Below are 25,709 nucleotides of genomic sequence, written 5' to 3'. Positions count from 1 at the left end.
CGAGGCGCTACTTGACGGCGATCGGGTTGACCGGGGAGCCGACGGCGCCGGTGATCGGGAGGGGAGCGGCGGTCAGCCAGAACTCGTACACGCCGTCGGCCGCGCAGTCCGCGGCGAGCGTGTCGAGGTCCCACATCTCGCCGATCAGCAGGCCCATGTTGGGGATGACGACCTGGTGCAGCGGCTGGAAGGCGCGCTCGAACTCGTTGGGCCGGACCTCGAAACCCCAGGTATCGGTGGCGATCGCGGCGATCTCCGTGCGATGCAGCCAGCCGGCCGTGGTGAACGACAGGCCGGGCGCCGCGCCACCCGCGTAGTCGCCCCAGCCCTCGCGGCGGACCCGGCTGAGCTGTCCGGTGCGTACGACGACGATGTCCCCGCGGCCGACCCGCACCCCGTGGGCGGCGGCGGCCTGGGTGAGGTGCTCCTCGGTGACGGCGAACCCGTCGGGCAACTCGCCGTCCTGCCCGTGGACTCGGCCGACGTCCAGCAGCACACCGCGCCCGGCGACGTGCGGCGCCATGTGCTCGATGCCGGTGACCAGGTCGCCGTCGGAGGTGACGACCTTCTCGGCCGCCCGGCCGTTCCACGCCTTGCCGTGGTCGAAGATGTGCCCCAGGCCGTCCCACTGGGTGGAGCACTGGAGCGGCATCGCGATCACGTCGTCGGCGCCGCCGATGCCGTGCGGGAAGCCCTGGTTGCCCAGGGCGGCATCGGTGCCGGTGTCGAGCATGGTGTGCACCGGATTGGTGCGGCGCCGCCAGCCCTTCTGCGGGCCGTCCATGTCGAACCGCTGCGACAGCGAGAAACTCGCGCCCCGCCGGACGAGGGCGGCGCCCTCCCGCCGCTTGCCCTCATCGAGGAAGTTGAGGGTGCCCAGGACATCGTCCTCGCCCCAGCGGCCCCAGTTGGAGTACTTCCTGGCGGCCTCCGCGATCGCGCCCTCGGGGTCGTTCCGGTTCATGAACCCGTCTCCTCGGACACGCATCGGGTGCGCTGCACGCTGAGACCGGTGATGGACCCCTCCATGACGTCGCCGTCGCGCAGCAGCCGCCCCCAATGGATGCCGTTGCCGGCCGGGCTGCCGGTCAACACGAGGTCACCGGGCAGGAGTCGGGAAGTCCGCGAGATGTACGACACCAGCCTGGCGACTCCGAAGAGCATGTCCTTGGTGGACTCGTCCTGCATGGTCTCGCCGTTGAGCCTGAGCGTGACCCGCAGATCGCCGGGATCGGCGATCGACTCGGCGGGCACGATCCACGGACCGAGCGGGGTGAAACCGGGGGCGTTCTTGCTGCGCAGCCAATCGGTGCCGATGGCGGGCATGTCCCGGCGGAAGACGGTGGCACGGTCGGTGAGGTCGTTGGCGATGGTGTAGCCGGCGACGTACTCCAGCGCCTCGTCCGTGGACACCCGGTAGGCGGGTTTACCGATGACGGCCGCCAACTCCAGTTCCCAGTCCGGCTTTTCGGCCCAGTCGGGAAGCTGTACGTCGTCGTACGGCCCGGTGATCGCGCTGGGCAGGCCGATGAAGACGTACGGCAGGTCCTCGGCCGCCCGCCGGTCCATGAGAGCGGCGATCTCCTCGCGAGCCTCCTCGGCCGTGCGGGGGTCGTCGGGTGCGCGGTGGGCGACCTCAAGGTCGATCACGTGCTGCCGGTAATTCGCACCCGACTGGAAGACCTGCCGGGGCTCCACCGGAGCGTGCACCCGCAGGCCCAGGAGGGGCTGCCAGGCGGCCTTGTCGTCCCTCGCGAGGACGTGCAGGCGGGGCCCGGCCTCGTCCCAGCGTTCCAGGAGCGTGCGGATCGTCAGTTCGTGCTCGCCGAGCGCGGCGCGCAGGTCGAGGACGCTGCCGTCCGGCGTGACGAGAGCGGGAAACGGGACGCCGTCAGGGGCGGAAAGGGTGCCGAGGGCAAAAGGTCCGGCGAAAGAGGCGGACCTGGCTGCGGGTTTCACGAACGTGTCCTCCTGATTGCGATGGGACTAATCTGGCCGCAGCCTTTGGGATAACGGAAATCGATTATTTGGATGACGACCATCCGTCAGAGTTATCGTGTCGCCGCTTTCGCACGCTGGAGTGCCGCCGTGAACCTCGCAAGCCTTGATCTCAATCTGGTCGTCGCTCTGCGCGCCCTGCTGGAGGAGCGCAACGTCACCAGGGCCGGCCGGCGCGTCGGTCTGAGCCAGCCCGCGATGAGCGGCGCGCTCGCCCGGCTGCGCCGGCACTTCGACGACGACCTGCTCGCCCGCGTCGGCGGGCACTACGAACTGACGGCCCTCGGCCAAGTCCTGCTCGACCGCACCTCCACCGTCTGCGACCAGCTGGAACGCCTCTTCACCAGCCAGGCCGACTTCGATCCGGCGACGGAGTCCCGCGAATTCACCCTCGCCGTCAGCGACTACTCGGTGGCCGTCTTCGGCGCCGAACTCACCCGGATCCTCGACCGTGAGGCGCCCCTCATCCGCGTGCGCTTCGTCCAGATCCCGGCCGGCATCACCGAGATGGCCGGTGCCGTGCTGAGCACCCTGGACGGCGTGGTCATGCCGCACGGCATCATCAGCGACTTCCCGGTCACCGAGCTGTACGAGGACGGCTGGGTCTTCCTCGTCGCCGAGGACAACCCCGAGGTGGGCGACCGTCTCTCCCGTGACGACCTGGCGCGGCTGCCGTGGGTGACGTACCAGCGCGCCTACGACAGCCCGGCGGTCCACCAGCTCGGCATGCTCGGCATCGAACCGCGGGTGAGCGTCTCCGTCGACAGCTTCACGGTGCTGCCCTTCCTGGTCGCCGGCACCCACCGGATCGCCCTCGTCCCGGCACTCCTCGCCGAACGCCTGCACGGCACCGCACCGGTACGGATCATGACGCCGCCCTACGCGACCGTCCCCCTGCGGCAGGCGCTGTGGTGGCACCCCGTCCACACCCACGACGCCGGGCACATCTGGCTGCGGGACACGGCCGCCCGCGTGGCGTCGGCCGTGCGGACAGTCGCCATCCACAGCACGGATGGCGAGGATCCGGCAGTGCGATCACGTGAGGGGTAGTCGCCGGGAACGGCCTGGCTCATAGTCGGGGCAGTCCCCGACGCCCGCTGTCCCGGGCGTGTCCCCTGGTGTGCCGGTGCCCCGCTGCGTGGCCACACCGCAGCGGTCCTGCGCCGCACCCCTGCCACCACCCGTGGAGTTCGGCATGTCCAGACCCATTTCCCCGCCCACGCCCGCCGACAGACTGCGCCCGAGTACCGAGAGCGCAGGGCCGCTGCGCGCCGTGCTCCTGATGGCGGGCAGCTGTCTGCCGGTGCTGGGCGCCGTCCTCCTCGCGCCGGTCCTGCCCAAGATGCAGGAGCACTTCGCGGCCGTGCCGGGAGTGAAGACCCTCGTCCCGGTAGTCCTGACCATCCCCGCGCTCGCGCTCGCGCTGCTTGCCCCCTTCGCGGGCGTGATCGTGGACCGCCTCGGCCGGGTACGGCTGCTGGTCGGGGCGACGATTCTGTACTCGCTGCTCGGTACCGCCCCGCTGTGGCTGGATTCACTCGGCGCCATCGTGATCAGCCGGGTGCTGGTCGGCATCGTCGAGGCGGCCATCATGACCTGCTGCACCACGTTGATCGGCGACTACTACAGCGGTCGGACGCGCGACCGCTACCTGGCCCTGCAGACCATGTGCGCCTCCGTCTCCGCCACCGCGTTCTTCGTCATCGGCGGCGCCCTCGGCTCGGCGGGCTGGCGCGCGCCCTTCTGGATCTATGCCGTGGGCCTGCTGCTGGCCCCCGCCATGGCGGTCATCCTGTCCAAGCCCAGGCCGGCCGGCGTCGAGGAAGCCGAAGAACCCGCGGGCGAGAAGCGGCCGTTCCCCATTCGCCGGATGGCGGGCATCTGCGCATTGACCGTGTTCGGCGCGATGGTCTTCTACACCGTGCCCGTCGAGATGTCCTACCTGCTCGACGACCTGGGCGTGAAGTCCACCGGCGTCATCGGCCTGGCCACCGCGGTCGCCAGCGCCGCCACCGTGGTCGGTTCCATCGCCTTCACCAGACTGTCCGGCGGCCCGGTCGGCAGGCTGCCCCTCGTCTTCGCCCTCTGCGCCGCCGGTTTCGTGGTGATCGCCCTGGCGAACAGCCCGGTGGTCGTGGTCGTCGGCGCGGTGCTCAACTGCCTCGGCACCGGCATGCTGTTGCCCTCGCTGCTGACCATCGCGATGTCCAGGCTCAGCTACGCCGACCGGGGCCGCGGCACCGGACTGTGGACGGCCGCCTTCTTCGCGGGCGAGTTCATCAGCCCGCTCGTCCTGATCGGCCTGGAATCGGCCACCGGCAGCATGGCCCACGCCGTCGGTCTCCTCGGTCTCGCCTCGGCCCTGGTCGCCGGCGGGCTGCTGCTCGGCCGTCGCCGGTAACCGCTGTCCGGACTCCGAGGGGGATCCGGCGGGCCCACGCCGCCCGCCCGTCGCCAAGCTCGTCTCGATGCCTCCTGTCGGACGTCAGCCGGCCTGGACCAGGTGCTCGGGGTTGGGATGGGCGGTGAAGGTCGGGCTGCTGACCCCACCGTCGAAGTCTCATTCTCCGTAGGTCTCCAGGGAGTCGGTGTCGATCCGCGTGGGGCGGGCGTCCTCCTTCAGGACCAGGAGCTTCCCGGCGTGCAAGGCGACGCTGGTGTTCACCGCCCCCCGGCTCTTGCCCGCCACGGTGACGTGGTCGGTGTAGGGGTTGCGGTAGGCGCCGAACAGCGAACGGGGGGCGGCGCGTTCCAGCTTCAGCTTCTCGGTCCGCACATAGCGGCTGCGGTGGTCGACGTGGCCGTCGGCGAAGGTGAACATGCGCAGCATGCCGTCGCCGTTGCTCGCCGACCTGCTGAGTATCTCCACCGCGAGCGTCACATCGGCACTGCACACCCTGGAACGGGCCGGCCTCCTCACTAGGACGCCCCAGCCCGACGACGGACGCATGCTCGTCGTCGCCCTCACCGAGCAAGGCGAGACCGTCATCGACGAGTTCTTGCACTGGTGGACCGCGCATCGCCAGAAGAGCTGGCTGGAGCACCTGCCCCCCGAGGAGGAGCTCACCCTCGCGCGTCTGCTCGCCAAGGTCTCCCGGCATCAGCCCCAGCCGCTCACCGAACGCCAGCGACGGCTGATTCCGCCGCACTGACGCCCTCAGCGCGGGGCGCCCGGCCGCCGGGAGTGCCTCGCTGGGCGGCGGGAGCCGGACACCGCACGTCAGCGGGCCACCGCACCACTCCCCCGCTCCCCCACTCCGCCGCCGTCGCGGATCCGGCGGAATCCCAGCTGTCGAGCGGCGTGAGCGCCGCCGCGAAGGAATCGGCGAGCGGTGCGTTCAGGACGCCAATGGGTCGGACGGCCGATGAGGCGCGAGAGATCGCCGGTGCGGACGGCCAACTCGCCCTGACCCACCACGTCGCCTCGGAGAAGGGGGAACTGATCCACAGCGAGGACGTGCCGGACGCCTGTGCGTCGCTCAAGCACGACTTCGCCCTCACCGAGCGGTACGTGGTCTTCGTCGAGGGAACGGTGACCTTCGACCCCACCGAGACCTCGGGCATCCCCTACGCCTGGAAGGACGAACAGCCCGCCCGGATCGGTGTGCTGTCGCGTCGTGCTGGAGGGGCCCACCGTGGACCGGGAGGGCTTCCGGCGGTCCTGGAACTGGTGGGTGGGCGCACCGGGGCGCGGAGCCACCCCCAACTCCCGTTCCTTCAACCGGCAATGGGCGAACGGATCGTCGACGACCTGGTCGTGGAGTTTCCCACCATCAACGAGGAACTCACCGGCCGCAGGCACCGCTACCAGTACGCGATCTCCTTCCCGGACGACCGAGGTGCCGGGAACTTCGGCGTCGTCAAGTACGACCGGACCACCGGAACCCGCTCCCTTCTGAACGTCGGCGACGGGCGGCTGCCCAGCGAGGCGGTCTTCGTACCCGCCGAGCACGGCACCTCGGAGGACGACGGCTATCTGCTGACCGTCGTGAGCGACCTGCACGCGGACACCGCCCAGCTCCTCGTCCTGGACGCCACCGACATCAGGGCCGCGCCCGTCGCCACCGTGCACCTGCCGCGCCGGGTCGCCGCCGGAATCCACGGTTCCTGGATCCCGGACCAGGACTGACGCCTCGTAGAACCCAGCCGACACCACCTGAAGAGAAGGAAACCGTGAAGGACATCGACCGCTCGGCCCCCGTCGTCGAGCTGACCACCACCATCGAGGCCGCCCCCGCAACCCTCTGGGCCCTGCACACCGACGTCAATGCCTGGCCGAGCTGGAACGCGGGTATTGAACCGCCCCGGTTCGAATGGAGACTCGATTTCATGAAGGGATCGAGTCGTGGCACGACCTTCCCGTTACCCGCTCGAGCTCCGCCGTCGCGCGGTGCGCATGGTCGCCGAAGTAGGCGACGACTACCCGAACGAGACGGCCACCCTGCAGGCGGTGGCCGAGAAGCTCGGCATCGGCTCCCGCGAGACGCTGCGGAACTGGGTGAAGCAGCACGAGATCGACGCGGGGACACGTCCGGGGACGACGACGGAGGAGTCCGCCCAGCTCAAGGCGTTGAAGAAGGAGAACGCCGAACTGAAGCGGGCCAACGAGATCCTGAAGGCCGCGGCGAGTTTCTTCGCGGCCGAGCTCGACCGGCCACACACACGCTCGTAGCGTTCATCGACGAGCACCGGGACCGTTTCGGCGGCGTCGAGCCGATCTGCAGGACGCTCACCGAGCACGACTGCAAGATCGCCCCTTCCACCTACTACGCCCACCACAGACGGCGGAGCACGCCGTCGGCCAGGACCGTGCGGGACGCCGAACTGAAGGAACAGATCAGCGAGGTCTTCGAGGCCAACTACCACGTCTACGGGGCGAGGAAGATCTGGCGTGAGCTGAACCGGCAGGGACGCCGCGTGGCCCGCTGCACCGTCGAACGCCTGATGCGTGAACTCGGCATCACTGGGGCGGTCCGTGGTAAACGCGTGATCACTACGCTGCCCGGCGGGCAGGCCGAACGGGCGCCGGACCTGCTGGACCGCGACTTCGTCGCTGCCGCCCCGAACCACTGCTGGGTCGCGGACTTCACCCACGTGAAGACCTGGGCCGGTGTTGTCTATGTCGCCTTCCTCGTGGACACGTTCTCCCGCCGGATCGTCGGCTGGTCCGCGGCCACCGTGAAGGAAACGGTCTTCGTCCTGGACGCTGTGGAGATGGCGATCTGGCAGCGCGACCGCGACCAACACCCAGTTCAGCCAGGCGAGTTGATCCACCACTCGGATGCCGGGTCGCAATACACGAGTTTCCGGCTCGCCGAGCACCTGGACGCCCCCGGCATCGCCGCCTCGATCGGATCGGTCGGCGACGCCTACGACAATGCCCTGATGGAGAGCACGATCGGCCTGTACAAGACCGAGCTCATCAAGCCCCGACGGCCCTGGAAGTCGCTCTCCCAGGTCGGGTCGAGTTGGCCACCGCAGAGTGGGTCGACTGGTACAACCACCGCCGACTCCACGGTGAGATAGGGCACGTTCCGCCCGTCGAGTACGAAGCCAACCACTACATGGAATCCACGAAACCCCAGGTCACAACCATAATCTGAGATCTCTATCGAACCCGGGGCGGTTCAACGCGCGGTGGCGCTGTTCCCCGACGTCGCATATCTGGCCGAGGTAGGCGAGCCGATCAGCGGGATCATGGCCATGTCCGGCATGGAGAGCAGACACCGGCGGTTCGTGATCGGCGGCCGGCCGGTGGCGACCGGAGTGCTGAGCGTCGGCGACGCCTGGGCGACCACCAACCCACTCTTCGGCCTGGGCATGTCGATGGGCGCCCTGCACGCCACCGCCCTGCGTGACCTCCTGCGCACGTCGGGCCCCGACGAGCCGGCGAAACTCGCCCTGCGGTTCGACGAGTTCACCCGGACCTCCCTGGCCCCGGTCCAGCAGGCCCTGGCCGACTGGGACCGGCACCGGCTCGCCGAGATCGACGCCGCCATACGCGACGTCCCGATCCCGTACGAGACCGACGACCGCGACTGGCACTTCAGGAGGGCGCTGGACACCGCCAAGCTGCGGGATCCCGAGCTGCTGCGGGCCTTCGCGGACACCGGCTCGCTGCTGGCGACCGCCGAGGAGACGTTCACCGACCCCGGCCTGGCGGAAAAGGTCGCCGAACTCGGCCGCAAGGCGCCGCACTACTCCGACCCGGGCCCCTCACGCGCGGAACTCCTCACCGCGATCGCCGGCCCGGTCACGTGAGCCCCTGAGGGCCGGGCCGGCGCCCGCCGGTGGACGCCGGCCCGAGTACTGCTCAAACCGGTCCTCTTCGACATCGCCAGACCCTGGCCCCGAGGTCATGCCGATGTCTTGCGATGCGCTGCGCTGCGCGGCCGTCGGTGGAAGACCAGGCTCGCGAACTAGGCCCTGTCTGGAATTCGAATCACGAGTGTGGTGCGATGCTGCGGAGCCAGAGCATCGCACCACACAGGTGCAGTCCGGCCTCGTAGCTCTCCGGGGTCTTGTCGTACCGGGTAGCGATACCGCGCCAGTTCCGCAGCCGGTTGATGCACCGTTCCACGGTGTTGCGCTCTTTGTAGAGTGTCGCGTCGTGCGAGACTGGCCGCCCGCCGGCCCTGCCACGCTTCTTGCGGTTCGCAGCCTGGTCGGCCTTCTCCGGGATCACGGCTCGGATCCCGCGTTGTCGCAGGTAGCGGCGGTTGCGTCGGGACGAGTACGCCTTGTCCGCGGCCACTGCATCCGGCCGGGTCCGCGGGCGCCCGACCGGGCCGCGCACTTTCACCCGTTCCAGGACCGGGGCGAACTGCGGACTGTCGCCGGCCTGCCCGGGCGTGAGGACGAACGCAAGCGGGCGACAGCGTCGGTCGTCCGCCACATGGATCTTGCTCGTCAGTCCGCCCCGGGAACGCCCCAGCTCGGCGGCTTTCAAGCGGGCCCGGTGTCGTCGGTGGACCCGTCGCCGCTCGACGCGCGCCTCGTCCTCGGCCTGTCCGTCCTGCGTTCTTTGCTCCTTGTCCTCGCCCCCTTTTCGGCCTCGACGGCCATTTCCAAGGCCGCCAACTGCTCGGGGTCCAGGGCCATCCCGGCGGCGTGGTGGTGGGCCCGGGCGGTCGCAGAGTCCACGCTGACCAGGCCCAGATCAGCCTGGCCGCGGGCAGCGGCCTCGGCGATCACTGTGTGCATCAGGTCCTGGAAGACGCCACGCGTCGCCCAGATCCGGAAGCGGTCGTACGCGCTCTGCCAGGGCCCGAACTCGGTCGGCAGGTCACGCCAGGGGCTACCGGTCCGGAACCGCCACATCACCGCGTTGAAATGTTTCCGCAGGTCGGGGATGGGCCCAACCGCGGCAATCGGGAGATGGGGCTCGATCAGGGCCCACTGCTCATCGGTGAGATCGCCTCGCGCCATGACTGACGGCCTATCAAGACCGAGCCCCCGCGCGCAGGCGATCTACCGAACTCCTGATCCGAGCTCCAGACAGGACCTAGGGGACGTCCGATGGGTTGCCTGACCGCGCTGTTGGGCGGCACTGCCCGCACGGCCATCCTGAGTGGTGGTGACCTTGAACAACCCCCGCCAAACTCCCTCTTGGATGAGTCTCTAATCGTCGCGGAGCCTCAGCAGGCCATCGCATATGGTGGTCGAGCTGAGGTGCCCGCCGACTGGTCGACCACCTTCGTGGAAGGTGATCGACTGTTGAGGCCGACGTTTCCTGTTCAGGTGCTTCTTGTGATCTTGTCTTTAGTATCGGCGCTGCTGGTCGCGGTGGTAGCGGGCGTGCTTTCACACGCGGCAGGGGTCCAGGCGGCCGGTGCGGTGCTTTACAGCGGCAGCGCGTTCACCGCCTGGATGACGTTGTGCGTCACCGTGCTGACCGCGCTCGGCTTGCTCGGGGCCCCGGGAGAGAGCGGGCATCCGCACAGTCCCGGCGAGTGAGAGCTACCCGGCGTTCAGGAATGTAGGACGGATGCTGCGCGGCGCTCTCCGCGAGGACGTCTGGCCGGCGGCCGACCCCCAGAACGTGAGCGCCCGCGCCGGCGAACATGGCTGCGGTCGCGCGTCCGATCCCCGATCCGGCTCCGGTCACGATCACGACTTGATCGGCGAAGTGACTGTTCATCGGCTCTGGTACGGACACAGCACACCCCAGTGTTCGATGTTCGTCGAATATCGATTGACGTTGCATGTGGGTACGAGAGACCCCCAACACCCCGACCCCGGCGACATCACACTCATCCGCGTGCTCGCCGCGCTCAGCGACCCGATCCGGCTCGGTCTCCTGCGGCTACTGGCCGATGGCCAGAACGTGGCTGGGGGAACTGCGGACACGCGTTGGTAAATCCACCTTGAGTCACCATCTGAAAGTCCTGCGGGACGCGGGCATCACCCGCACCCGTCAGGAAGGCACCCGCTGCTTCGTCCAACTGCGCCGTACCGACCTTGACACCCGGTTCCCACACCTGATGGCAGCACTGCTCTCCGTGGCGGCCGCCGACCGTATCGGCGAAGACGTCACCGCGACCAAGTGATGGTCATCCGGGGCCGACCACTCAGTTCCCATCATTCGGTTCGGGTCGCAAGGTCGTGGCCGCCCCGGGGGCCATGTCCTCGGGGGCCGACGCCGCAGAACCCTCGTGCCGCGGCGGAGCGATCACGAGACGGGACGGTGCGGGGACGAACGACGCCTGGGATGCCGGGGCTTTCTCGCGGCCCCCGTTGGCGATGACGACGGCGATGTAGGGCAGGCCGATACCAAGGACCAGCGCGACAAGCGCAACGGGCCGTTCGACGTTCCACAGAGTGGCAGCCAGGATCACCGACACCGTACGCACCGACATGGCAATGACGTAGCGTCGCTGCCGACCGCGGACGTCCTCGTTCAGCCCCTTCCGCGCCGCGGTGATCCGGAAGACCTGGACGTTGTTCTGCTTGCTGATCACGCTTCATCGCCTGCCTGTCTTGGCACTTCCTGGTCACTGGATCCTGTGCTGCGCACGCTGGGTTGAGCTTCCTGTCGACGAGGACATACCTGCTGTACGTATTGACAGCATCGCCGCCGCATCTGTGACAGCGGTCCCCGCGAAGGCCCTCGTCACATGCGGACGAGCTGTCCGGTCGGCGTGCTGTGAAGGCGCAGGTACTCGTCGTCACCAGGGGCGGGCCGGGTTGACCGAACTCGCCGTCCCCTCCGCGATGGGCAGCAGAGACAGGAGTTGCAGGTTGGTGTGGCTCTCCGTGCCCGGTACCGCTGTGTAGACGACGAGCCGCTGCGACTGCTCCGGGTCCACGAGCGTCTGGCAGTGCAGTTCAAGCGCCCCGACCTGTGAGTGCAGAAAGCGTTTGGAGGCGCAGTGGGGCCCCAGGACAAGGTGCTCGTGCCACAGGCCGACGAATTCGGGGCTCTCCTGGTTGAGTGCGTCAACCAGCTTCGCGGCACGGGAGTCTTCGCCGTCGTGTGTATAAGCGACGTGGAGGTCCGCTGCCATCAGACGGCTCTGTGCGGCGTGATCGCTCTCGGGATGTACGAGCCGGGAGGCCGGGTCGGTGAACCAGCGGTAGTGGGCGCTGCGCGCCAAGCCCGTGTAGGCGGTCTCGTTGCCCAGGAGCGCAACCGCGGGCCGTGTTTGCTTCAGGGTTTCGCCAAGGTGGTTCATCACCTGGGCGGGGGTGTCTTCCAGACGGTCCAGGATGCGCATGATTCCTGGACTGATGTGGTCACCGCGCCGCACCCGGCGAGGTGCGGTGTGGCCGGCGATCCAAAACAGATGGTCTCGCTCTTCCAACGACAGATGCAGACCTCGGGCTATTGCGGCAAGCACCTGTTCAGACGGGTGAGGACCCCGCGGTTGTTCGAGCCGGCTGTAGTAGTCGACTGATATGTCGCCCAGGGCCGCGACTTCCTCGCGGCGCAGTCCACCCGTGCGCCTGCGACGTCCACGGGGCAGACCCACGTCCTCAGGCTGCAGTGCCTCTCGGCGCGCCCGCAGGAACGCCGCCAGTGCTGCTCGGTCTGCCATAGCTTCCCCTTCTCATTCACACGGTGCCATGCCGACTTCGACGAGTGTGTCGGCGCCGGGGGGCTGGGGGGCCGGGGGCCGGGGGCGAGCCGGCCTGAATGGATCCGGTGCGTGGAAGGCGGCTGCGGCCGGCGGGTGGGGTGCCGCGTGCCGAGCCGGTTCGCGGCGGCTTCCACGGTCTGCGCTAGCAGGACGGCAATGGTCATCGGCCCGACACCGCCGGGATCCGGAGTGAAGGAGCATCCCGGCCGGTTTGCCGGGAATCGCGCTGCGACCCACCACGACTGCATGCTTGCCGGCGAGGCCGACGTCGTACGCCTGCCCACCTCTGCCCGGTGACGTCAGTGCACGTCAACATTCCTGACGCATCCACACGCCAGATGCCTCCCGAACTCGCAGACCGGTACTGCTGCTGGAAGCGAACGAAGCCGCCGCCAGCATGATCACCGAAGGACGACCTTGCTGGCGGCAGTCGGACATCGTTGTGTCACGCGGTCAAAATTTCCGCAAACACAGACTAGTGCCGCATCAGGCATCGTTCGCCCTGTTGTGACGCGCCGTCCGGGTGTCGGTCCGGGCGGCGCGGACACGCCATGCTGTCCTCGTGGCAGAACGAGTACAGGTTCGGGAGATCGATGACGACGAGGGCCGGCGGCTGCTGCGGATCATCCGCAGAGGCACCGGGTCGGTGGTGACCTGGCGGCGGGCCCAGATGATCCTGCTGTCCGCGCAGGGCATGCCCGTGGCGAGGATCGCCGAAGTGTCGTTCACCAGCGACGACCGGGTCCGCGATGTGATCCACAACTTCAACACCGATGGCTTCGACTCCCTCTACCCCAAGTACAAGGGCGGCCGGCCGAAGACCTTCACGCTGCCCGAGCGCCGCGAGATCAAGAAGATCGCCAAGTCCAAGCCCACCGAGCACGACCTGCCGTTTTCCACCTGGAGCCTGACCAAGCTGGCGGACTTCCTGGTCGCCGAGGGGGTGGTCGACGACATCAGCCACGAGGGCCTGCGCATCCTGCTCCGCGAGGAAGGCGTCTCCTTTCAACGCCTGAAGACCTGGAAGACCTCCCGAGACCCGGACTACGCCGCCAAGAAGGCCCGCGTCGAGCACCTCTACGCGATCGCCGACGGCGAGGTGATACCCGAGGACGACGAGCCCGAAGTGGTCTTCTGCATGGACGAGTTCGGTCCGCTCAACCTGATGCCCCACCCCGGCCGGCAGTGGGCCGAGCGCGGCGGCAGGCACAAGGACCCCGACCGCGACCCCCGCCGCAGACGCCGGGCCACCTACAACCGCTACGGCGGAGTACGGCACCTGTTCGCCGCCCTGGACCTGGCCAAAGACAAGCTCTACGGCCACATCAAGCCGATCAAGAGGCGGACGCAGTTCCTGGAGTTCTGCCGCTACCTGCGCACCCTCTACCCGGTCGACGTCCGCATCGCGATCGTCTGTGACAACTTCTCCCCGCACCTGACCACGAAGAAATGCCAGCGGGTCGGCACCTGGGCGGCCGCGAACAACGTCGAAATCGCCTACACCCCGACCAACAGCTCCTGGCTCAACCGCATCGAAGCCCAGTTCACCGCCCTGCGCTACTTCACCCTCGACGGCACCGACCACGCCACCCACAAGGAACAGGGCAGCATGATCCGCCGCTACATCATCTGGCGAAACCACCACGCCGACGACCAGCGCCTACGCGCCGTCGTCGACAGGGCGAACGTTGCCTGACGCGGCACTAGTTGTCTTCCCAGTGCCGTGTGGCGGTGGTCGCGGTGACGTCATTGGCGTAGACGAGTGCCACGCGGTGGTTGTACTGGATGGTGTACATCTTCTTGCTGCCGATGACGACCGTTCCGGATGAGGCGAAGTAGTCGTCGGTGGCTGTCGCCGGCTGGGTGGCGACGTAGGCCTGGCCCGCCGGAACCGAGTACATGCTCAACGGTGCTTGCGTCGACGCGCCCAGGCCGGCGGGGTACTCGGACTTGTCCGGGTAGCTGGATCCGTAGACGGCCACGGGTGTGGTGCCTGCGGGCTCGATGATCTTCACGCCGTAGACGGGCCGGGTGTTTTTGCCTGCGGGGTTGTGGAACCAGACCTTGGCGCCGCTGTACCAGACGGCAGTCCAGTCGCCCTGAACCTCGGCGACGACGAACTGCTGGCCGGCCTGTGCGGTGCTGCCCCAGTCGTTGATTCGATTCGTGCCGGCAGCGGTCCCGTGGATCGCCTGGTCACCGAAGAGAGGTGCCTCCGCGTCGGGAGCGGTGCGCAGGTACACGAAGTTCGACGCCTGCTGCTTGTCTGTGCAGGATGTCGTGGCGCCCGTCGGATCGTCGGACGGGCAGACCTGGACCGTCTGCACATTGTCGTCGAAGGGCGGGTCGATGGATACGACCGAGCCCTCGGACGGGACGCTGTGCAGTCCACTGATGGGACGGCCGAGCAGACGCATGAAGTGGTCCCAGTCCCAGCCGTTGCCCGGATCCCAGTGCATGCCGGACACCAGCGAGGAGTTCGGCCCGGCAACGTTGTCGTGGCCCACGATGTGCTGACGGTCCAGGGGGATGTCGAAACGGTCCGCAAGGTACGTCACGAGGTCAGCCGTGGCCTGGTACTGCGCCTCGGTGTACCAGGTCGCGCCCTGCACGGCGTATCCCTCATGCTCGATACCGATGGAGTGCAGGTTCGTGGAGTAGTTGCCCGCGTGGAAGGCGATGTTCTTCGTGGGCACCATCTGCGTCACCGCACCGTCCGAGGACCGCATCACATAGTGCGTCGAGGCGACGTTCTTCGGGTCTGCGAGTCCCGCGACCCCGGAGTCGTAGGAGCCCTCCAGGTCGTGAATGACGATGGTGTCGATCCGTATGCCGTTGGCGGGCCGGTTCGAGACCTGGCCGCCGGCCGGAGAGCCGGCGACAAAGGTGCAGGCCACCGTCGACGGACATTCGGTGTCGGCGTCTGTCGTGGCCTTGAGCCGCAACTGGTCGATCTGCGCATCTGCAGTCCGCACCGAAGGGCTGGCTTTCAGCCGGACCTGCTGACCGTCGTCGGTGACACGGGCAGCTCCGTTGCGGATGGTGCCGTAGACGCGGTTCGCGAAGCGAACGGCCCCCTGCCTCTGGGGCGACTGGCTGTAGCGGGCCACGGCGCCGTACCACTGCGACGGGTCTGCCGGCGTGCCGTCAGTTACCTGCTTCGCATAGGAGGCAAGTAGCGCCGCACCGCCTCGAATGTTCTCTGCGGGGTCCTTCCGCAGTGTCTCCGGGCTCTGTCCGGTGAGTTTCGCGGCAGCCTGCAGCGTGTGCAGGGCCGGATTCGAGGCGAGGGAGGCAAGGTCACTGCGTCCCGCGGCACCCGCGTCACCTCCGGCGAGCATGGCCGGGGTGACGTCGGTGAGGTGCATGGGCCCAAAGCCGCCGTCGGTGCTGGGCTGTGCGCCGTGTGACTGCCACCCTGACTCCTGGTAGGCCACGCCGAGCAGGACGCTGACGGGAACGTGGTACTCAGCGGCTGCCGCCATGAAGTCCTGCTGCCGGGAGTCGCCGTGGGAGTCGCCGGCACCCTCGGCCAGCGCAGTGAACGGCAGCGTAGCAAGGCTCCCTGCTACCAGCGCGCCGATCGCAAGGGCGACCGAGGGACGGAGCCGCACTCTTCTCTTGTGCAAGATGCTGATCCTTATGCGGTTGAAAACCTGTCGAAGAAGTCACCGCCGGGCGGTCGAGCAGCCCAATCGCTGGAACGGTCCGGAGGCGCCGATGCCAACATGACAGGCCAGCCAGGCGAGTTGTGACACCGATGCTACGGATCGGAACGCCTTGCGGTGCCGGGACTTCGACCCGCCGACCCAGCAGCACAGATGGCCGGCCACCCCTCAGCGATCGGGCCAGTCGGGGCGATCACTTCCCCTCCGGCGGATGCTGTACTGCTGCAGCAGTGTGTCCGCCGCAACCAGCGCCTGCTCGGCGGTGCGCACTCCGGTCATGACACACAGCGTGTACTTCGCGTCCTCCAGAGCCCGGCTGGTCCGGCCCGTGGGACAGACGTCGTACTCGATCCGCGCTTGCGCGAACCGGGCAAGCGCAATACGCACTTCCTTCTCCACAGGAACGATCACTGCGGTTCCCTCTCCCTCTTGCAGCACAATCCTTCAGGCACCCTTATTCCTCCGGCATGTTGGCCAACCGCACGCCAACTCCCCAACAGAGGGCGCAAAAATGGAGCCTGCCTTCACACGCACTGATTCGGCGAGACGGCGGCTCACTTGGCCGCCCTCACACAAGGACCACCCAGAGCACCTGTTTGTGACACCACGGCGGGAGGAACGAACTTTCACGCGCTGACCGCTCGCCAACACAGTGTCACACCTGGGACAGGCACTCGGTCTCTATGGTCGGGCTGCACCGGCCGGAGCTCAAAGTCCCTTCCTGGCCACGGATTTACTGTGGCACGACCGATACTCGACGGCAGAGACACACGGGACAACATCTCATGGTGCGTTTCATGGATAAATCAAAGGTCCAATCCAGGCGCGGGACTTTCGCGAGACGCATCTGGTTCCAGAGGCTGCCCGACCAGCCGACGATAACGACCCCCCACCTCCGGCACTCCGAGGCCTTCCTCAACGCCGAACGTGCACGCCTTGCCGCCCAGCCGGGTCTTGGATTTGCCGGGCTACTGGTAGTCGTTCCACTGGCCGCACTGCTCGCCTTCGGACCGGACGGCGCCGAGAGCGCAGTGGTCATCCTCTCGCCACTGATGACGTTCGCACTGCCGGTTCTCTCCATGGTCGCGTTCTGGTGGGAGGACTGGCCGGGTTCGACCCTGCGCCCTGGTTGGTCGGCCCTTGTGGACACGCTTCTCATTGCAGCGGCGGGTGTGGCCCTGGCGGCCGTCGGCCAGATGATCGTGGGCCATTTCGACGTGTCCGGTCTCTTCGACTCCACCCCGGAACTCGGCAGCGCACCGTTGTACCCCGCCGCAATACCGCTGGGACTCACGGTCTTCACCGCGATGCTGCAACTCACCCTCGTGGGCGAGGGCTGGCCGTTCAAACGACTGCCCAGGCTGGTCGCGGGTTTCGCAGCGCTGGCACTCTCCTGGGGACTGGCTCTCCTCGTGCAATACACGGCGTACAAATTTCACGCGCCGACGGGCTCCGGCCTGATCAGTCAGGATGGTCCCTTCTCGCACGAGGACCTCAGTGCCGTGTTCGCACTGTGCGGGGCGTGGCAGGTTTGTTCTTCATCGTTTGGCGTGGCTGGCCGTTGAACAAATTCGACCGGCGATGGCTTCGGATCACTCTGAGGAATCTGCTCGTTTTCGCCGGAACGGCGTTCAGCTTCGCACTGCTCGACGGTTTGTTCGGCGTGGCGGCACGTACCATCCTTGCCACCGTTACCATTTTCAGCGCAGCCGCGCTGCTGGTGGCCATGCTCTTCGAGGGAGCCTTCCGCTCCCGGATGTCCGCGGCGTGGGAGCGTGCGACGACTCTCTTTGTCTCGGTGATTGTGGGTGCCGGGCTCTTCGGCGGGCTGATCACCTTGCGGGCACGCTCACCTGAACAACCTCGAGCGCCGAGGGATGGGTGTCGCATGTCTGCGTGAACGCCCTGGGCGCGGGCGTGCTTTTGCATGTGGGTGTCAGCCGCCGTTGGCCTCTGAAGGGTACGACTGCGCCTGTGCAGTGACCGGCTGCACAGAACCGCAGCTCACCGTGACATCATCGTTTCGGCCTTGATCGACTACGGTGTTGTTATGCTCCCGTACGGGGGTCAAGGTGAGCGGACAGGGTCGTATGCAACTGCGCGGTCGGCACCGCGAGTGCAATGCGCTTGAAGAGCTGGCGTCGAAAGTCGAGGCCGGACAGAGCTCAGCTCTTGTCCTACGCGGTGAGGCCGGCATAGGAAAGTCCGCTCTGCTCGATCATCTGGCCGGGCACGTCGCCGGATACCGCGTCGCCCGCAGTGCGGGTGCCGAGTCGGAGATGGAACTGCCGTTCGCAGGCCTGCACCAGTTGTGCGCGCCGTTCCTCGGTCACGCCGACTCCCTTCCGCTCCCGCAGCGAGAAGCGCTGACCACGGCGTTCGGGGTCAGCACCGGCCCACCACCGGACCGGTTCCTGGTCGGTCTCGCCGTGCTCGGACTGCTGACCGAGGTGGCCGCCGAAAAGCCGCTGTTCTGCCTGGTGGACGACGCGCAGTGGCTCGACCGGGTATCCGCACAGACTCTGGCCTTCGTGACACGGCGGATGCTCGCCGAACCCCTCGCACTGGTGTTCGCCACGCGTGAACTGAAGGCACGCGACGAGTTCGCCGGACTGCCTGAACTGACGATCGACGGCCTCGACAACAGCGACGCCCTCGTGCTTCTGGCTTCGGAGGCCGGCGGTCTCCTGGACGAACGAGTCCGCGACCGAATCCTCGCAGAAGCCCGCGGCAACCCCCTCGCGCTTCTGGAACTTCCGCACAGCCGGGAAGAGACGGAACCCCTTGACGGTTTCGGCCTGCCGGACCCCGGACCGGTGACCGGCCGCATCGAGCGGAGCTACCTCGAGCGGGTCCGCTCGCTCCCGCCCGCGACGCAGCGACTGCTGCTGGCAGCCGCCGCCGAACCGATCGGGGACGTGACACTCCTCAGACGCGCAGCGGCGCTCCTGGACATCGATCCTGAAGCGGCAGGCCCGGCAGTGGCAGCGGGGCTGTTCGACATCGGCGCTCTGGTGCGTTTCAAGCATCCGCTTCTGCGCTCGGCAATCTACCGGTCGGCCGATCTCGCGGAGCTGCGAGAGATCCACCGCGTCCTGGCAGCGGTGACCGACCCCGGCCACGATCCCGACCGTCGTGCATGGCACCTGGCACGATCAACGGTGCGGCCCGACGAGGAGATCGCCGCCGAACTGGAGTCATCCGCCGTGCGGGCGCAGGCGCGCGGCGGCACCGCCGCGGCCGCGGCGTTTCTCGCACACGCGGCTGTATTGACTCCGCAGCCACAACGGAAAGCGACGCGTGCCCTCGCGGCAGCGCAAGCGAAGCTTCGGGCCGGTGCACCAGCCGCGGCGCGTGATCTGCTGTCCCTCGCCGAGAGCGGGGTCCTGGACGAGATCGGTCACGCTCGCGTGCACCTCACCCACGCTCAGATCGCCTTCGTCGGCAGCCGCGGCGCCGAAGCGCTCCCCCTCCTGCTGGCCGCCGCGCAGCGCTTGGTCCCGCTCGACGTCGGCCTGGCTCGCGAGACGTTTCTGGACACCGTGTCAGCAGCCATGTTCGCAGGTCGCCTCGCTGTTGGGGCTACGGTGCGAGAGGTGGCGGAAGCAGCGCACAGGACGTCACCGTCCGGCACACGGCTGTCACGCAATGCCGACCTTCTCATGGACGCCTTGGCCCCCCGGTTCACCAGTGGGTACCGTGCCGCCGTCGCCGGCGCGCGTGACGCGGTGACCGGGCTCCGTCAGGAGACCGACCCCGAGCAGGTCCTGCGCTGGTCATGGTTGGGCGGCGCCCTCGCTGCCGATATGTGGGACGACGAAGGTTGGACTGAGCTGGCGACACGCCACGTGCAGACCACCCGCACCGTCGGCGCGCTGACAGAGTTGCCCCTCGCGCTCCACTCACGGTCAGTCGTCCACACGTTCGCCGGTGAACTGGACGCGGCGGAACTACTCATCGCGGAGAGCCTCAGTGTCCAGGAGGCCGCCGGCAGCAACAGCTTCACGCCCTACGGAACGATTACCCTCGCCGCCTGGCAAGGAAGGGAACGCGAGGCCGTAACGCTTATCAGGGCCAGCCAGGACGAGGCCATCAATCGCGGTGAAGGCGCCGGCCTGTCCGTCGGCCATCGGGCCGCAGCAGTGCTCTACAACGGTTTGGGCCGATACGAGGAGGCATTCGACTCCGCCCGTCAGGCGAGCGCGCACCCGCAGGATGTCGCCGTATACAACTGGGGATTGACTGAACTGGTGGAGGCCGCAGTTCGCAGCGGTCACCGTGAGGCGGCCGAGGCCGCACTGGCCGAACTGACCCGGGCCACCGAAGCCGCGGGCACGGCCTGGGCCTTGGGGGTTCAGGCACGCTCGCAGGCTCTGCTCGGCCAGGAGGACTCTGCCGAAGAGCTCTACCGCGAGGCTATCGAGCGACTCGGACGTACTCGGGTCAGGACGGATCTGGCACGGGCACACCTGGTGTACGGCGAATGGCTGCGCCGGCAGAACCGCCGCGTCGACGCCCGCGAACAACTTCGCGTGGCGCACACCCTCTTCAGTCAGTTCGGCGCCGGCGCGTTCGCCGAGCGCTCCGTCCGTGAACTACGGGCCGCCGGCGAGACCGTGACCCGGCGGACCGGTGCCGCCCCGGCGACGCTGACCCCCCAGGAAGCGCAGATCGCGCAGCTGGCCCGTGCGGGGCTCACCAACACCGAGATCGGCGCACAGCTGTTCCTCAGCCCGCACACCGTGGAATGGCACCTGCGCAAGGTGTACGCCAAACTCAACATCACTTCTCGCCGGCTCCTGCCCAGGGCGCTCTGACCGATTGACGGACCGCCCCAGGGGCTCTCCACGAGGTGACCACGGAGACACCTACGGCCTGTCAAGGGCGCGACCAGGTACCTCTCTGCGTGAACCTGATGTCAGCCGCCCTTCAAGGGGGAAATCGCTGACTCAGTCCGGTCGACACTGCAAACGCCCCGGGTCTCTAAGAAAAGGGACGGTAATCAATCCATGGGGTAGACCAGAAACGGCGCCGATGAGTCCGACCACGTTCTTACGCCGCCCGCGCCCCGGCCGGCCTCGCGGCTCGAACTGTCGGGCCGGTCTCCGACAGGAGGACCCGCTCCAGGCGGTCCAGGTCGCCTCCCTGTGCCGCCGCGAGGAAGGCCTGCACAAGACAGCGATGGCTGATGGAGTCCACCGGTTGCCGGTGACGCTTCGCACCCAGTCGCCGTTGTGCGCGAGTGACCTGCTGCCTGGCGTTGGCGACGCTGAGATGCAGAAGGCCGGCAATCCGCTCGTACGGATAACCGAACCCCTCCCGGAGGACGAACGCTGTGCGCTGCGGAGGTGTCAACGTCTCCAGAAGCAGCGAGACCGCTCGCTCCACGGTGTCTTGCTGCTCGGCTGCTGATTCCGGGCTGGGGCCCGGGTCCAACGCCTCCGGAAGCCAAGGGGTGGCACTGCGTTCCCGGCGTCTGTAAGCCGATTGAACCGAGTTGATCGCCAACCTGACGGTGATCGTCCGCAACAGCGCCTGAGGGGATCGTACGGACGTTCGATCGGTGCGCTGCAGTCGCAGCCATACCTCCTGGACCACCTCTTCGGCCTCGTTCTCGTTGTCGAGGATGCGATGGGCGATCTTGAGGAGTGCCGGCCGATTCCGCAGGTATATGGACGCCGCATCCTCCAGATCGTCAATGGTCGAGGGCGATGCGTGGCCCCCGTCCATCGGCAAGCGTCTGGCTTCGAGCAGGTACCTGTCCATGGTCGGATCCTCCGCTGGGTGGGTCAGCAACCTGGAAATTCGAGCTGCGACCAACCTCGCGCCGACACGGCGTAGCCCGCGCCTTCAAGACTCCGTGGGACCCCGTGGGGGACTGCGTGGTGATGCCGTGGTGGGTCCGTGGCCACCCCGCTCGGCCTGGGCTTGGACAGGCCCTACGCCGAGCGCGGGCGACGTGTCGAACACGGTCAACGTGTGGCCGTCAGACCTTCCGGCCGCACCGAAGAGATCTCTTTGCGGGAGGAGATACCCAATTTCGCGAACACCTTGCGCAAATGCCAATCGACCGTATGAGGACTGAGGAACAGTCGGGCGCCGATCTCCGGGTTGGTGAAACCCTCCTTGGCAAGCCGCGCGATCTCGACTTCTTTTGGCGTGAGGATCGCCGCCGCGACTGAGGCTCGTTTGCGCACCTTCGCTCCCGCCGCCTGGAGCTCACGTCGTGCGCGCTCCGCGAATGCCTCGGCGCCCGCCTCGCTGAGCATCTCGTGCGCTTCGCTCAGCCGTTCACGAGCGTCCGCCGGTCGGCCTTCACTTCGCAGCCATTCACCGTACCTGAGTCGGGCGCGGGCGCTGTCCATCCGGGTCTGCGTCCTGTCGAGCAGCTCGATGGCTTCTCGGTGCAGATCCTCGGCTGCCCCTCCGTCGCTCACCAGGGCACGGGTAGCGGCCGAAATACCGAGTGCCCAGGTGGTTTTGCTGGCCTGGGCCATCTCTTCGATCATCCGCGCGGCTTCGGCCGCCCTGGTTGTTCGCCCCGACCGTACGGCGGCTTCGACGAATTCCACCCTGGACTGGAGGGACAAGCCGAGTTCCTGCGGGTTCTCGCATCCACGTTCTGCGCACGCGTAGGCCTCTTCGTATCGCCCAAGGCCGTTGTAGAGCACCGCCAAGGCCCATTGCGTGGCTGTCGTCACCTTCCCCTCGTCCTGCAGGAGACGGTCTTGCGTGAGCGCTTCGATCGCCTGATGGGTCGTGGACTCCCGCCCCTTGAAAGGTTCCAGAACCAGTGCGCCGTAGTGCGCGAAGAAAGTGCTGCCCGTCGCCTCACCGATCGCGTTCGCCTCCGCGACAAGGGAATCGGCGCCCCGCAGGTCGCCGGCGAATGCCCGATTCGACAGACGGAGCAGGAGGGATGACGGCAGAAAAGCGAGGGCTCCTGTGTCGCGGCCCATGTCGACCAGCCGGGCGGAGAGCTCTGACCAGGCGTCGAAGTCCCACGTCGTGTGTGCCATACGGCACACGAGCGGGAGCCACCCAAGACCGTCCTCCGGCGCGACCTCCTCCGTGCGGAAGGCGGCCACAGCCTCCATGAGAACCGGCGCACCAGCGGCGTAACCTTCGGTGATCACCCGTGCGACACCCTGCAAGAGGAGATCCTCACGGGTCGCGGGGTGAGTCAAGGACGGTGCGCTCAGCACCGCTTCTGCAACGTCGCGGACGCCCCCCGCGGCCAGTCGGCCTGCGGTCAATGCCGCGTAGAGGGCGTCCCGGTAGGTCTCACGGGCGAGCTTGGCGTCGAATGACTGGAGCCGCTCGGCAGCTTTGAGCAGCAGCGGTAGTCCGGCACTGGCACTTTGGGAGACGGAGATGATCTGCCCGCGGAGCAGCATGGCTTGCGCGGACCTGACGTCGTCGAGGCGGCTCAGTTCCGCCGCGTCGACCAGTTCCCGCGCAACGTCGAAAGCGCCTGCTCGATACTTGGCCTGCGCCGCAGCCAACGCCCGGGGCCCCCAGCGTGCGGGGTCCGAGGTCAGTTCGGTGGCTCGCTGGAGGAAAGCTGCCGCCGTGGCGATTCCGCCGCGCAGTTGCGCGCGCCCGGCCGATCTCTCCAATTCGGCGGCCACGGCTTCGTCCGGCCCCGTCGTCGCGCTCGCCAGGTGCCAGACACGGCGTTCCGGATCGAATTGCGCGTCGATCGAGTCCGCCAGGGCCTTGTGGACCCGTCGCCGTTGTTCGAAGTCGGCGGCGCGATACGCCGCAGACCGAACCAACGGGTGGCGGAAGCGAACCCACGTACCGAATGAGATGAGTCCGGACGTTTCGGCGCTGGCCTCGGCAGTGCTCACAGCGATTCCGAGACGTTCAGCAGCCCGCCGCAGCAAGGCCACATCACCGACCGGCTCTGCAGCGGCGATGAGCAGCAGTTGTCGCGTTTCCGCCGGGAGCGACTGGACGCGACGGAGGAAACCGTTCTCGATCTGGCTGGACAGTGGGCGGCGCTCGAGCCCTGCGAGCCCTCCTGCCAATTCGACTGCGGTCAGGCCCCTCGGCAGTTCCAGAAGTGCCAGCGGATTGCCGCGCGTTTCGGCCACGATGCGGTCCCGCACGCGCCGGTCGAGGGGGCCGGTGATCACCGTTTCGAGGAGCCTGCGGGAATCACTGTCGCTCAACCCGCGCACGTGAAGCTCTCGCAGGTCGGTGAAAGCCTCGCGAGGGCCGGACTCACGGACGGCGAGAACGAGCAGAACCGATTCGGCAAGCAGCCGACGAGCGACGAACTCCAGCGTCTGGGCCGACACGCGGTCCAGCCATTGCGCGTCATCCACGAGACAGACGAGCGGCTCGTCACCGACGGCGCCGGCAAGCAGACTGAGAGTCGCCAGCCCCACCAGAAAACGATCAGGCGCATCACCGGCCTGCATCCCGAAAGCCGTGCGCAGCGCGTTCTGCTGCGGTTCAGGAAGATCATCGAGGTGGGACAACAGCGGAGCGCAGAGTTGGTGCAGTCCAGCGTAGGAGAGCTCCATTTCGGACTGGACGCCGGCCGCCCGGACGACGCGGCAACGGATGGCACGCTCGATCAGGTAGTTCAGCAGTTCGGTCTTCCCGATGCCTGCCTCACCACGCACCACCAGGACCCCGCTCTGCCCGGCCCTGGCTTCTGCCAAGAGGTGGTCGAGATATCGGCACTCGTTCCGGCGCCCGACGACCCCGGCCCGCGCTCCGTCTCTCCCCATGGCAGCCTCCCGGCTGTCACCATACCCTCGGCCTCGTGTACACGCTGTCTCAAAATCTATCCCTACTCACACGACAGGACCACGAGTGTTCGCGAGCCGTATCCATCAGCCCTGGCCTGTAGCCCCCTGCTTCGATCGGCTCGCCTCCGCTGTCAGCAGTGCTCGCCGGAGCGCAGGGCGCGCAGCGAGCGAGGGCACGATCAGGGTGCTTCCGAGCCGCGGCCGGCGGGAGGCCGGCGGTCGACTACCGACCCCTGCGTCTCCCGAGAACTCGGCAAGGCCGCAGAACAGCATCCGCGGCCCTGCGGCCGCCCTCCGCCACAAGAGCCGAAACCAGAACACTACTGGTCAGCCGTGAGTGGACCTCGGCAGTGGGACACCATCGACGTACAGGTCGACATGCTCGTTGTAGAACGCAGTCAGCCCCGCGATGCGGTTGGCGTGAATGGTCGGAAAGTCGTAGCCCCAGGCGATGTCCTCATGGGAGGCTCTGTCGCTGTCGAAGGACCAGTAACTGCTCGTCGTCCCCTTGTAGGGACATCGGGTCACGCTGTCTGAATGCCGCAGTCGGGTCCAGTCGACGCAGTTGCGATCAAGGTAGTAACGGGTGGGGAGGCCCGTTTCGAACAGTTTCACACAATTGGGGGCCTCCGCCAGCACCACACCATCCAGCTCCACCCGAACGCTGCTGGTGGAACGCAGGGCGTCCACACGGGAGTAGGGGCTCCTGGGATGAACGAAGACGGGCTCGTCTTCCTCGAACCACGCGTCCAGGGCCTCCCACTCGAAGCGTACGGTGTCATGCAAGGGTCCCGGGGCGCCCTCGCCCCAGAGCCAGGCCGCGCCTGCGCGGACGTGAGGGCCTACCCGCAGAGTGTGTCGGTGCGCCGGTCCGGCACCGAGCTGTTCCGTGTGGTCGTCGTCTTGGAGAACACCGTCCACAAGGTCCTCGATCGGGATGCTGAACTGAGGGTAGGCCTGCCATTCCCACACGTACAGGGCGCGGCGGGTATCGAAGGCGACGCGGCCACCGATCGTGCCGCGGATACGGCGGGGCACGGGCTCGACGTGCCCGATCGGAACGATCAGGCTTGGATGCAGAACACTCTCGGTTGCCATGGTGATCACCTTGATTGATTCGTTGGCTGTGCGCCCTCCGGAGAAAGGGCCACACATCCACTCAGTTGATGCTCTGGGGTGGGCCTGGTGGTGCGTCACCA

The 25,709-nt window shown here is 67.6% G+C and carries 24 protein-coding genes and 2 pseudogenes; 13 read left to right on the top strand and 13 right to left on the bottom strand.

What is annotated here, in order from left to right; translation table 11 throughout:
- Window positions 1-7: 7 nt before the first annotated feature.
- Together QFZ76_RS48610 and QFZ76_RS48605 are read right to left on the bottom strand one after the other, a co-directional pair.
- Window positions 8-964 carry a cyclase family protein gene (locus tag QFZ76_RS48610; RefSeq protein WP_307679678.1) on the bottom strand — a complete coding sequence of 319 codons (957 nt, stop codon included), beginning with the start codon at window positions 962-964 and terminating at the stop codon, window positions 8-10.
- A complete protein-coding gene (locus tag QFZ76_RS48605) occupies window positions 961-1,959 on the bottom strand; it encodes a fumarylacetoacetate hydrolase family protein (RefSeq protein ID WP_307679677.1) in 999 nt (332 codons plus the stop codon). Before QFZ76_RS48605 ends, QFZ76_RS48610 begins: the two co-directional genes overlap by 4 nt.
- A gap of 129 nt (window positions 1,960-2,088) precedes the next feature.
- Between QFZ76_RS48605 and QFZ76_RS48600 the strand changes: the two genes are divergently transcribed.
- Together QFZ76_RS48600 and QFZ76_RS48595 are read left to right on the top strand one after the other, a co-directional pair.
- On the top strand, window positions 2,089-3,048 hold the full coding sequence (locus QFZ76_RS48600; RefSeq protein ID WP_307679675.1) for a LysR family transcriptional regulator: 960 nt from the start codon (window positions 2,089-2,091) through the stop codon (window positions 3,046-3,048).
- Between the two features lie 145 nt (window positions 3,049-3,193).
- Window positions 3,194-4,399, top strand: coding sequence for an MFS transporter (locus QFZ76_RS48595; protein ID WP_307679674.1), 1,206 nt, complete (start codon window positions 3,194-3,196; stop codon window positions 4,397-4,399).
- A gap of 159 nt (window positions 4,400-4,558) precedes the next feature.
- On the opposite strand, the gene QFZ76_RS48590 is transcribed toward QFZ76_RS48595, so the two are convergent.
- Complete coding sequence (locus QFZ76_RS48590) at window positions 4,559-4,828, bottom strand: carotenoid oxygenase family protein (RefSeq protein WP_307679673.1); 270 nt, start codon at window positions 4,826-4,828, stop codon at window positions 4,559-4,561.
- Here QFZ76_RS48590 and QFZ76_RS48585 point away from each other — a divergent pair.
- The 4 genes and pseudogenes from QFZ76_RS48585 to QFZ76_RS48570 all read left to right on the top strand — a co-directional run bounded on the left by QFZ76_RS48585 (window position 4,818) and on the right by QFZ76_RS48570 (window position 8,259).
- The gene (locus QFZ76_RS48585; protein ID WP_307679672.1) at window positions 4,818-5,150 is read left to right on the top strand and encodes a MarR family winged helix-turn-helix transcriptional regulator; all 333 of its coding nucleotides are present in this window, start codon (window positions 4,818-4,820) and stop codon (window positions 5,148-5,150) included. The two genes, QFZ76_RS48590 and QFZ76_RS48585, sit on opposite strands and share 11 nt — an antisense overlap.
- Window positions 5,151-5,347: 197 nt before the next feature.
- Window positions 5,348-6,127: a carotenoid oxygenase family protein gene (locus QFZ76_RS48580; RefSeq protein WP_307679671.1), complete on the top strand. Its 780-nt coding sequence runs from the start codon at window positions 5,348-5,350 to the stop codon at window positions 6,125-6,127.
- 267 nt (window positions 6,128-6,394) lie between these two features.
- Window positions 6,395-7,601: pseudogene (locus tag QFZ76_RS48575) on the top strand (IS3 family transposase).
- A 34-nt stretch (window positions 7,602-7,635) separates the two neighbouring features.
- The gene (locus QFZ76_RS48570; protein WP_307679670.1) at window positions 7,636-8,259 is read left to right on the top strand and encodes a hypothetical protein; all 624 of its coding nucleotides are present in this window, start codon (window positions 7,636-7,638) and stop codon (window positions 8,257-8,259) included.
- 181 nt (window positions 8,260-8,440) lie between these two features.
- Here the strand turns inward: QFZ76_RS48570 and QFZ76_RS48565 are convergent.
- Window positions 8,441-9,426, bottom strand: a protein-coding gene (locus QFZ76_RS48565) for an IS5 family transposase (protein WP_373464335.1) whose coding sequence is annotated in 2 segments (ribosomal slippage) — window positions 8,441-9,016 and window positions 9,019-9,426 — 984 coding nt in all. Because the reading frame shifts where the segments join, the coding sequence is not laid out codon by codon here.
- Window positions 9,427-9,516: 90 nt separating this feature from the next.
- On the opposite strand from QFZ76_RS48565, the gene QFZ76_RS48560 reads away from it, so the two are divergent.
- A complete protein-coding gene (locus tag QFZ76_RS48560) occupies window positions 9,517-9,954 on the top strand; it encodes a hypothetical protein (protein ID WP_307680400.1) in 438 nt (145 codons plus the stop codon).
- Here the strand turns inward: QFZ76_RS48560 and QFZ76_RS52085 are convergent.
- On the bottom strand, window positions 9,881-10,063 hold the full coding sequence (locus QFZ76_RS52085) for a hypothetical protein (RefSeq protein WP_373464579.1): 183 nt from the start codon (window positions 10,061-10,063) through the stop codon (window positions 9,881-9,883). The two genes, QFZ76_RS48560 and QFZ76_RS52085, sit on opposite strands and share 74 nt — an antisense overlap.
- Between QFZ76_RS52085 and QFZ76_RS52080 the strand changes: the two genes are divergently transcribed.
- Window positions 9,986-10,357, top strand: a complete 372-nt coding sequence (locus tag QFZ76_RS52080; protein WP_373464586.1) for a hypothetical protein — start codon at window positions 9,986-9,988, stop codon at window positions 10,355-10,357. The genes QFZ76_RS52085 and QFZ76_RS52080 overlap by 78 nt on opposite strands.
- Window positions 10,358-10,364: 7 nt before the next feature.
- Entirely contained in the window at window positions 10,365-10,547 is a 183-nt protein-coding gene (locus QFZ76_RS48550; RefSeq protein ID WP_307679669.1) for a helix-turn-helix domain-containing protein, read from the top strand.
- 21 nt (window positions 10,548-10,568) lie between these two features.
- Here QFZ76_RS48550 and QFZ76_RS48545 read toward each other — a convergent pair whose 3' ends face one another.
- From QFZ76_RS48545 to QFZ76_RS52075, 3 genes and pseudogenes are all read right to left on the bottom strand, one after another.
- Window positions 10,569-10,955, bottom strand: a complete 387-nt coding sequence (locus tag QFZ76_RS48545; protein WP_307680359.1) for a DUF3099 domain-containing protein — start codon at window positions 10,953-10,955, stop codon at window positions 10,569-10,571.
- A gap of 210 nt (window positions 10,956-11,165) precedes the next feature.
- Window positions 11,166-12,035: a helix-turn-helix transcriptional regulator gene (locus tag QFZ76_RS48540; RefSeq protein ID WP_307679668.1), complete on the bottom strand. Its 870-nt coding sequence runs from the start codon at window positions 12,033-12,035 to the stop codon at window positions 11,166-11,168.
- A gap of 146 nt (window positions 12,036-12,181) precedes the next feature.
- Window positions 12,182-12,268, bottom strand: a pseudogene (locus QFZ76_RS52075) (bifunctional 5,10-methylene-tetrahydrofolate dehydrogenase/5,10-methylene-tetrahydrofolate cyclohydrolase); the annotation flags it as partial.
- A gap of 371 nt (window positions 12,269-12,639) precedes the next feature.
- On the opposite strand from QFZ76_RS52075, the gene QFZ76_RS48530 reads away from it, so the two are divergent.
- Window positions 12,640-13,773 carry an IS630 family transposase gene (locus QFZ76_RS48530; RefSeq protein ID WP_307672181.1) on the top strand — a complete coding sequence of 378 codons (1,134 nt, stop codon included), beginning with the start codon at window positions 12,640-12,642 and terminating at the stop codon, window positions 13,771-13,773.
- Between the two features lie 7 nt (window positions 13,774-13,780).
- Here QFZ76_RS48530 and QFZ76_RS48525 read toward each other — a convergent pair whose 3' ends face one another.
- Complete coding sequence (locus QFZ76_RS48525) at window positions 13,781-15,706, bottom strand: N-acetylmuramoyl-L-alanine amidase (protein WP_307679667.1); 1,926 nt, start codon at window positions 15,704-15,706, stop codon at window positions 13,781-13,783.
- 207 nt (window positions 15,707-15,913) lie between these two features.
- Window positions 15,914-16,156 carry a DUF5133 domain-containing protein gene (locus tag QFZ76_RS48520; protein ID WP_307679666.1) on the bottom strand — a complete coding sequence of 81 codons (243 nt, stop codon included), beginning with the start codon at window positions 16,154-16,156 and terminating at the stop codon, window positions 15,914-15,916.
- Between the two features lie 374 nt (window positions 16,157-16,530).
- Between QFZ76_RS48520 and QFZ76_RS48515 the strand changes: the two genes are divergently transcribed.
- The 3 genes from QFZ76_RS48515 to QFZ76_RS48505 all read left to right on the top strand — a co-directional run bounded on the left by QFZ76_RS48515 (window position 16,531) and on the right by QFZ76_RS48505 (window position 20,562).
- A complete protein-coding gene (locus QFZ76_RS48515) occupies window positions 16,531-17,310 on the top strand; it encodes a hypothetical protein (protein ID WP_307679665.1) in 780 nt (259 codons plus the stop codon).
- Window positions 17,268-17,645: a hypothetical protein gene (locus QFZ76_RS48510; RefSeq protein ID WP_307679664.1), complete on the top strand. Its 378-nt coding sequence runs from the start codon at window positions 17,268-17,270 to the stop codon at window positions 17,643-17,645. Before QFZ76_RS48515 ends, QFZ76_RS48510 begins: the two co-directional genes overlap by 43 nt.
- 190 nt (window positions 17,646-17,835) lie before the next feature.
- Complete coding sequence (locus tag QFZ76_RS48505; RefSeq protein WP_307679663.1) at window positions 17,836-20,562, top strand: AAA family ATPase; 2,727 nt, start codon at window positions 17,836-17,838, stop codon at window positions 20,560-20,562.
- A gap of 235 nt (window positions 20,563-20,797) precedes the next feature.
- Here the strand turns inward: QFZ76_RS48505 and QFZ76_RS48500 are convergent, their stop codons facing one another.
- The 3 genes from QFZ76_RS48500 to QFZ76_RS48490 all read right to left on the bottom strand — a co-directional run bounded on the left by QFZ76_RS48500 (window position 20,798) and on the right by QFZ76_RS48490 (window position 25,608).
- Complete coding sequence (locus QFZ76_RS48500) at window positions 20,798-21,511, bottom strand: sigma-70 family RNA polymerase sigma factor (RefSeq protein ID WP_307679662.1); 714 nt, start codon at window positions 21,509-21,511, stop codon at window positions 20,798-20,800.
- A gap of 206 nt (window positions 21,512-21,717) precedes the next feature.
- Window positions 21,718-24,489 (bottom strand): LuxR family transcriptional regulator, encoded by a 2,772-nt coding sequence (locus tag QFZ76_RS48495; RefSeq protein ID WP_307679661.1) that lies wholly within the window; start codon window positions 24,487-24,489, stop codon window positions 21,718-21,720.
- 348 nt (window positions 24,490-24,837) lie between these two features.
- The gene (locus tag QFZ76_RS48490; RefSeq protein WP_307680358.1) at window positions 24,838-25,608 is read right to left on the bottom strand and encodes a DUF427 domain-containing protein; all 771 of its coding nucleotides are present in this window, start codon (window positions 25,606-25,608) and stop codon (window positions 24,838-24,840) included.
- Window positions 25,609-25,709 lie beyond the last annotated feature (101 nt).

Source organism: Streptomyces sp. V4I2 (assembly GCF_030817655.1).
GTDB classification, from domain to species: domain Bacteria; phylum Actinomycetota; class Actinomycetes; order Streptomycetales; family Streptomycetaceae; genus Streptomyces; species Streptomyces plumbiresistens.
Note: the sequence above shows the minus strand (reverse complement) of the source record. Positions and strands in the feature narration are given on the sequence as shown.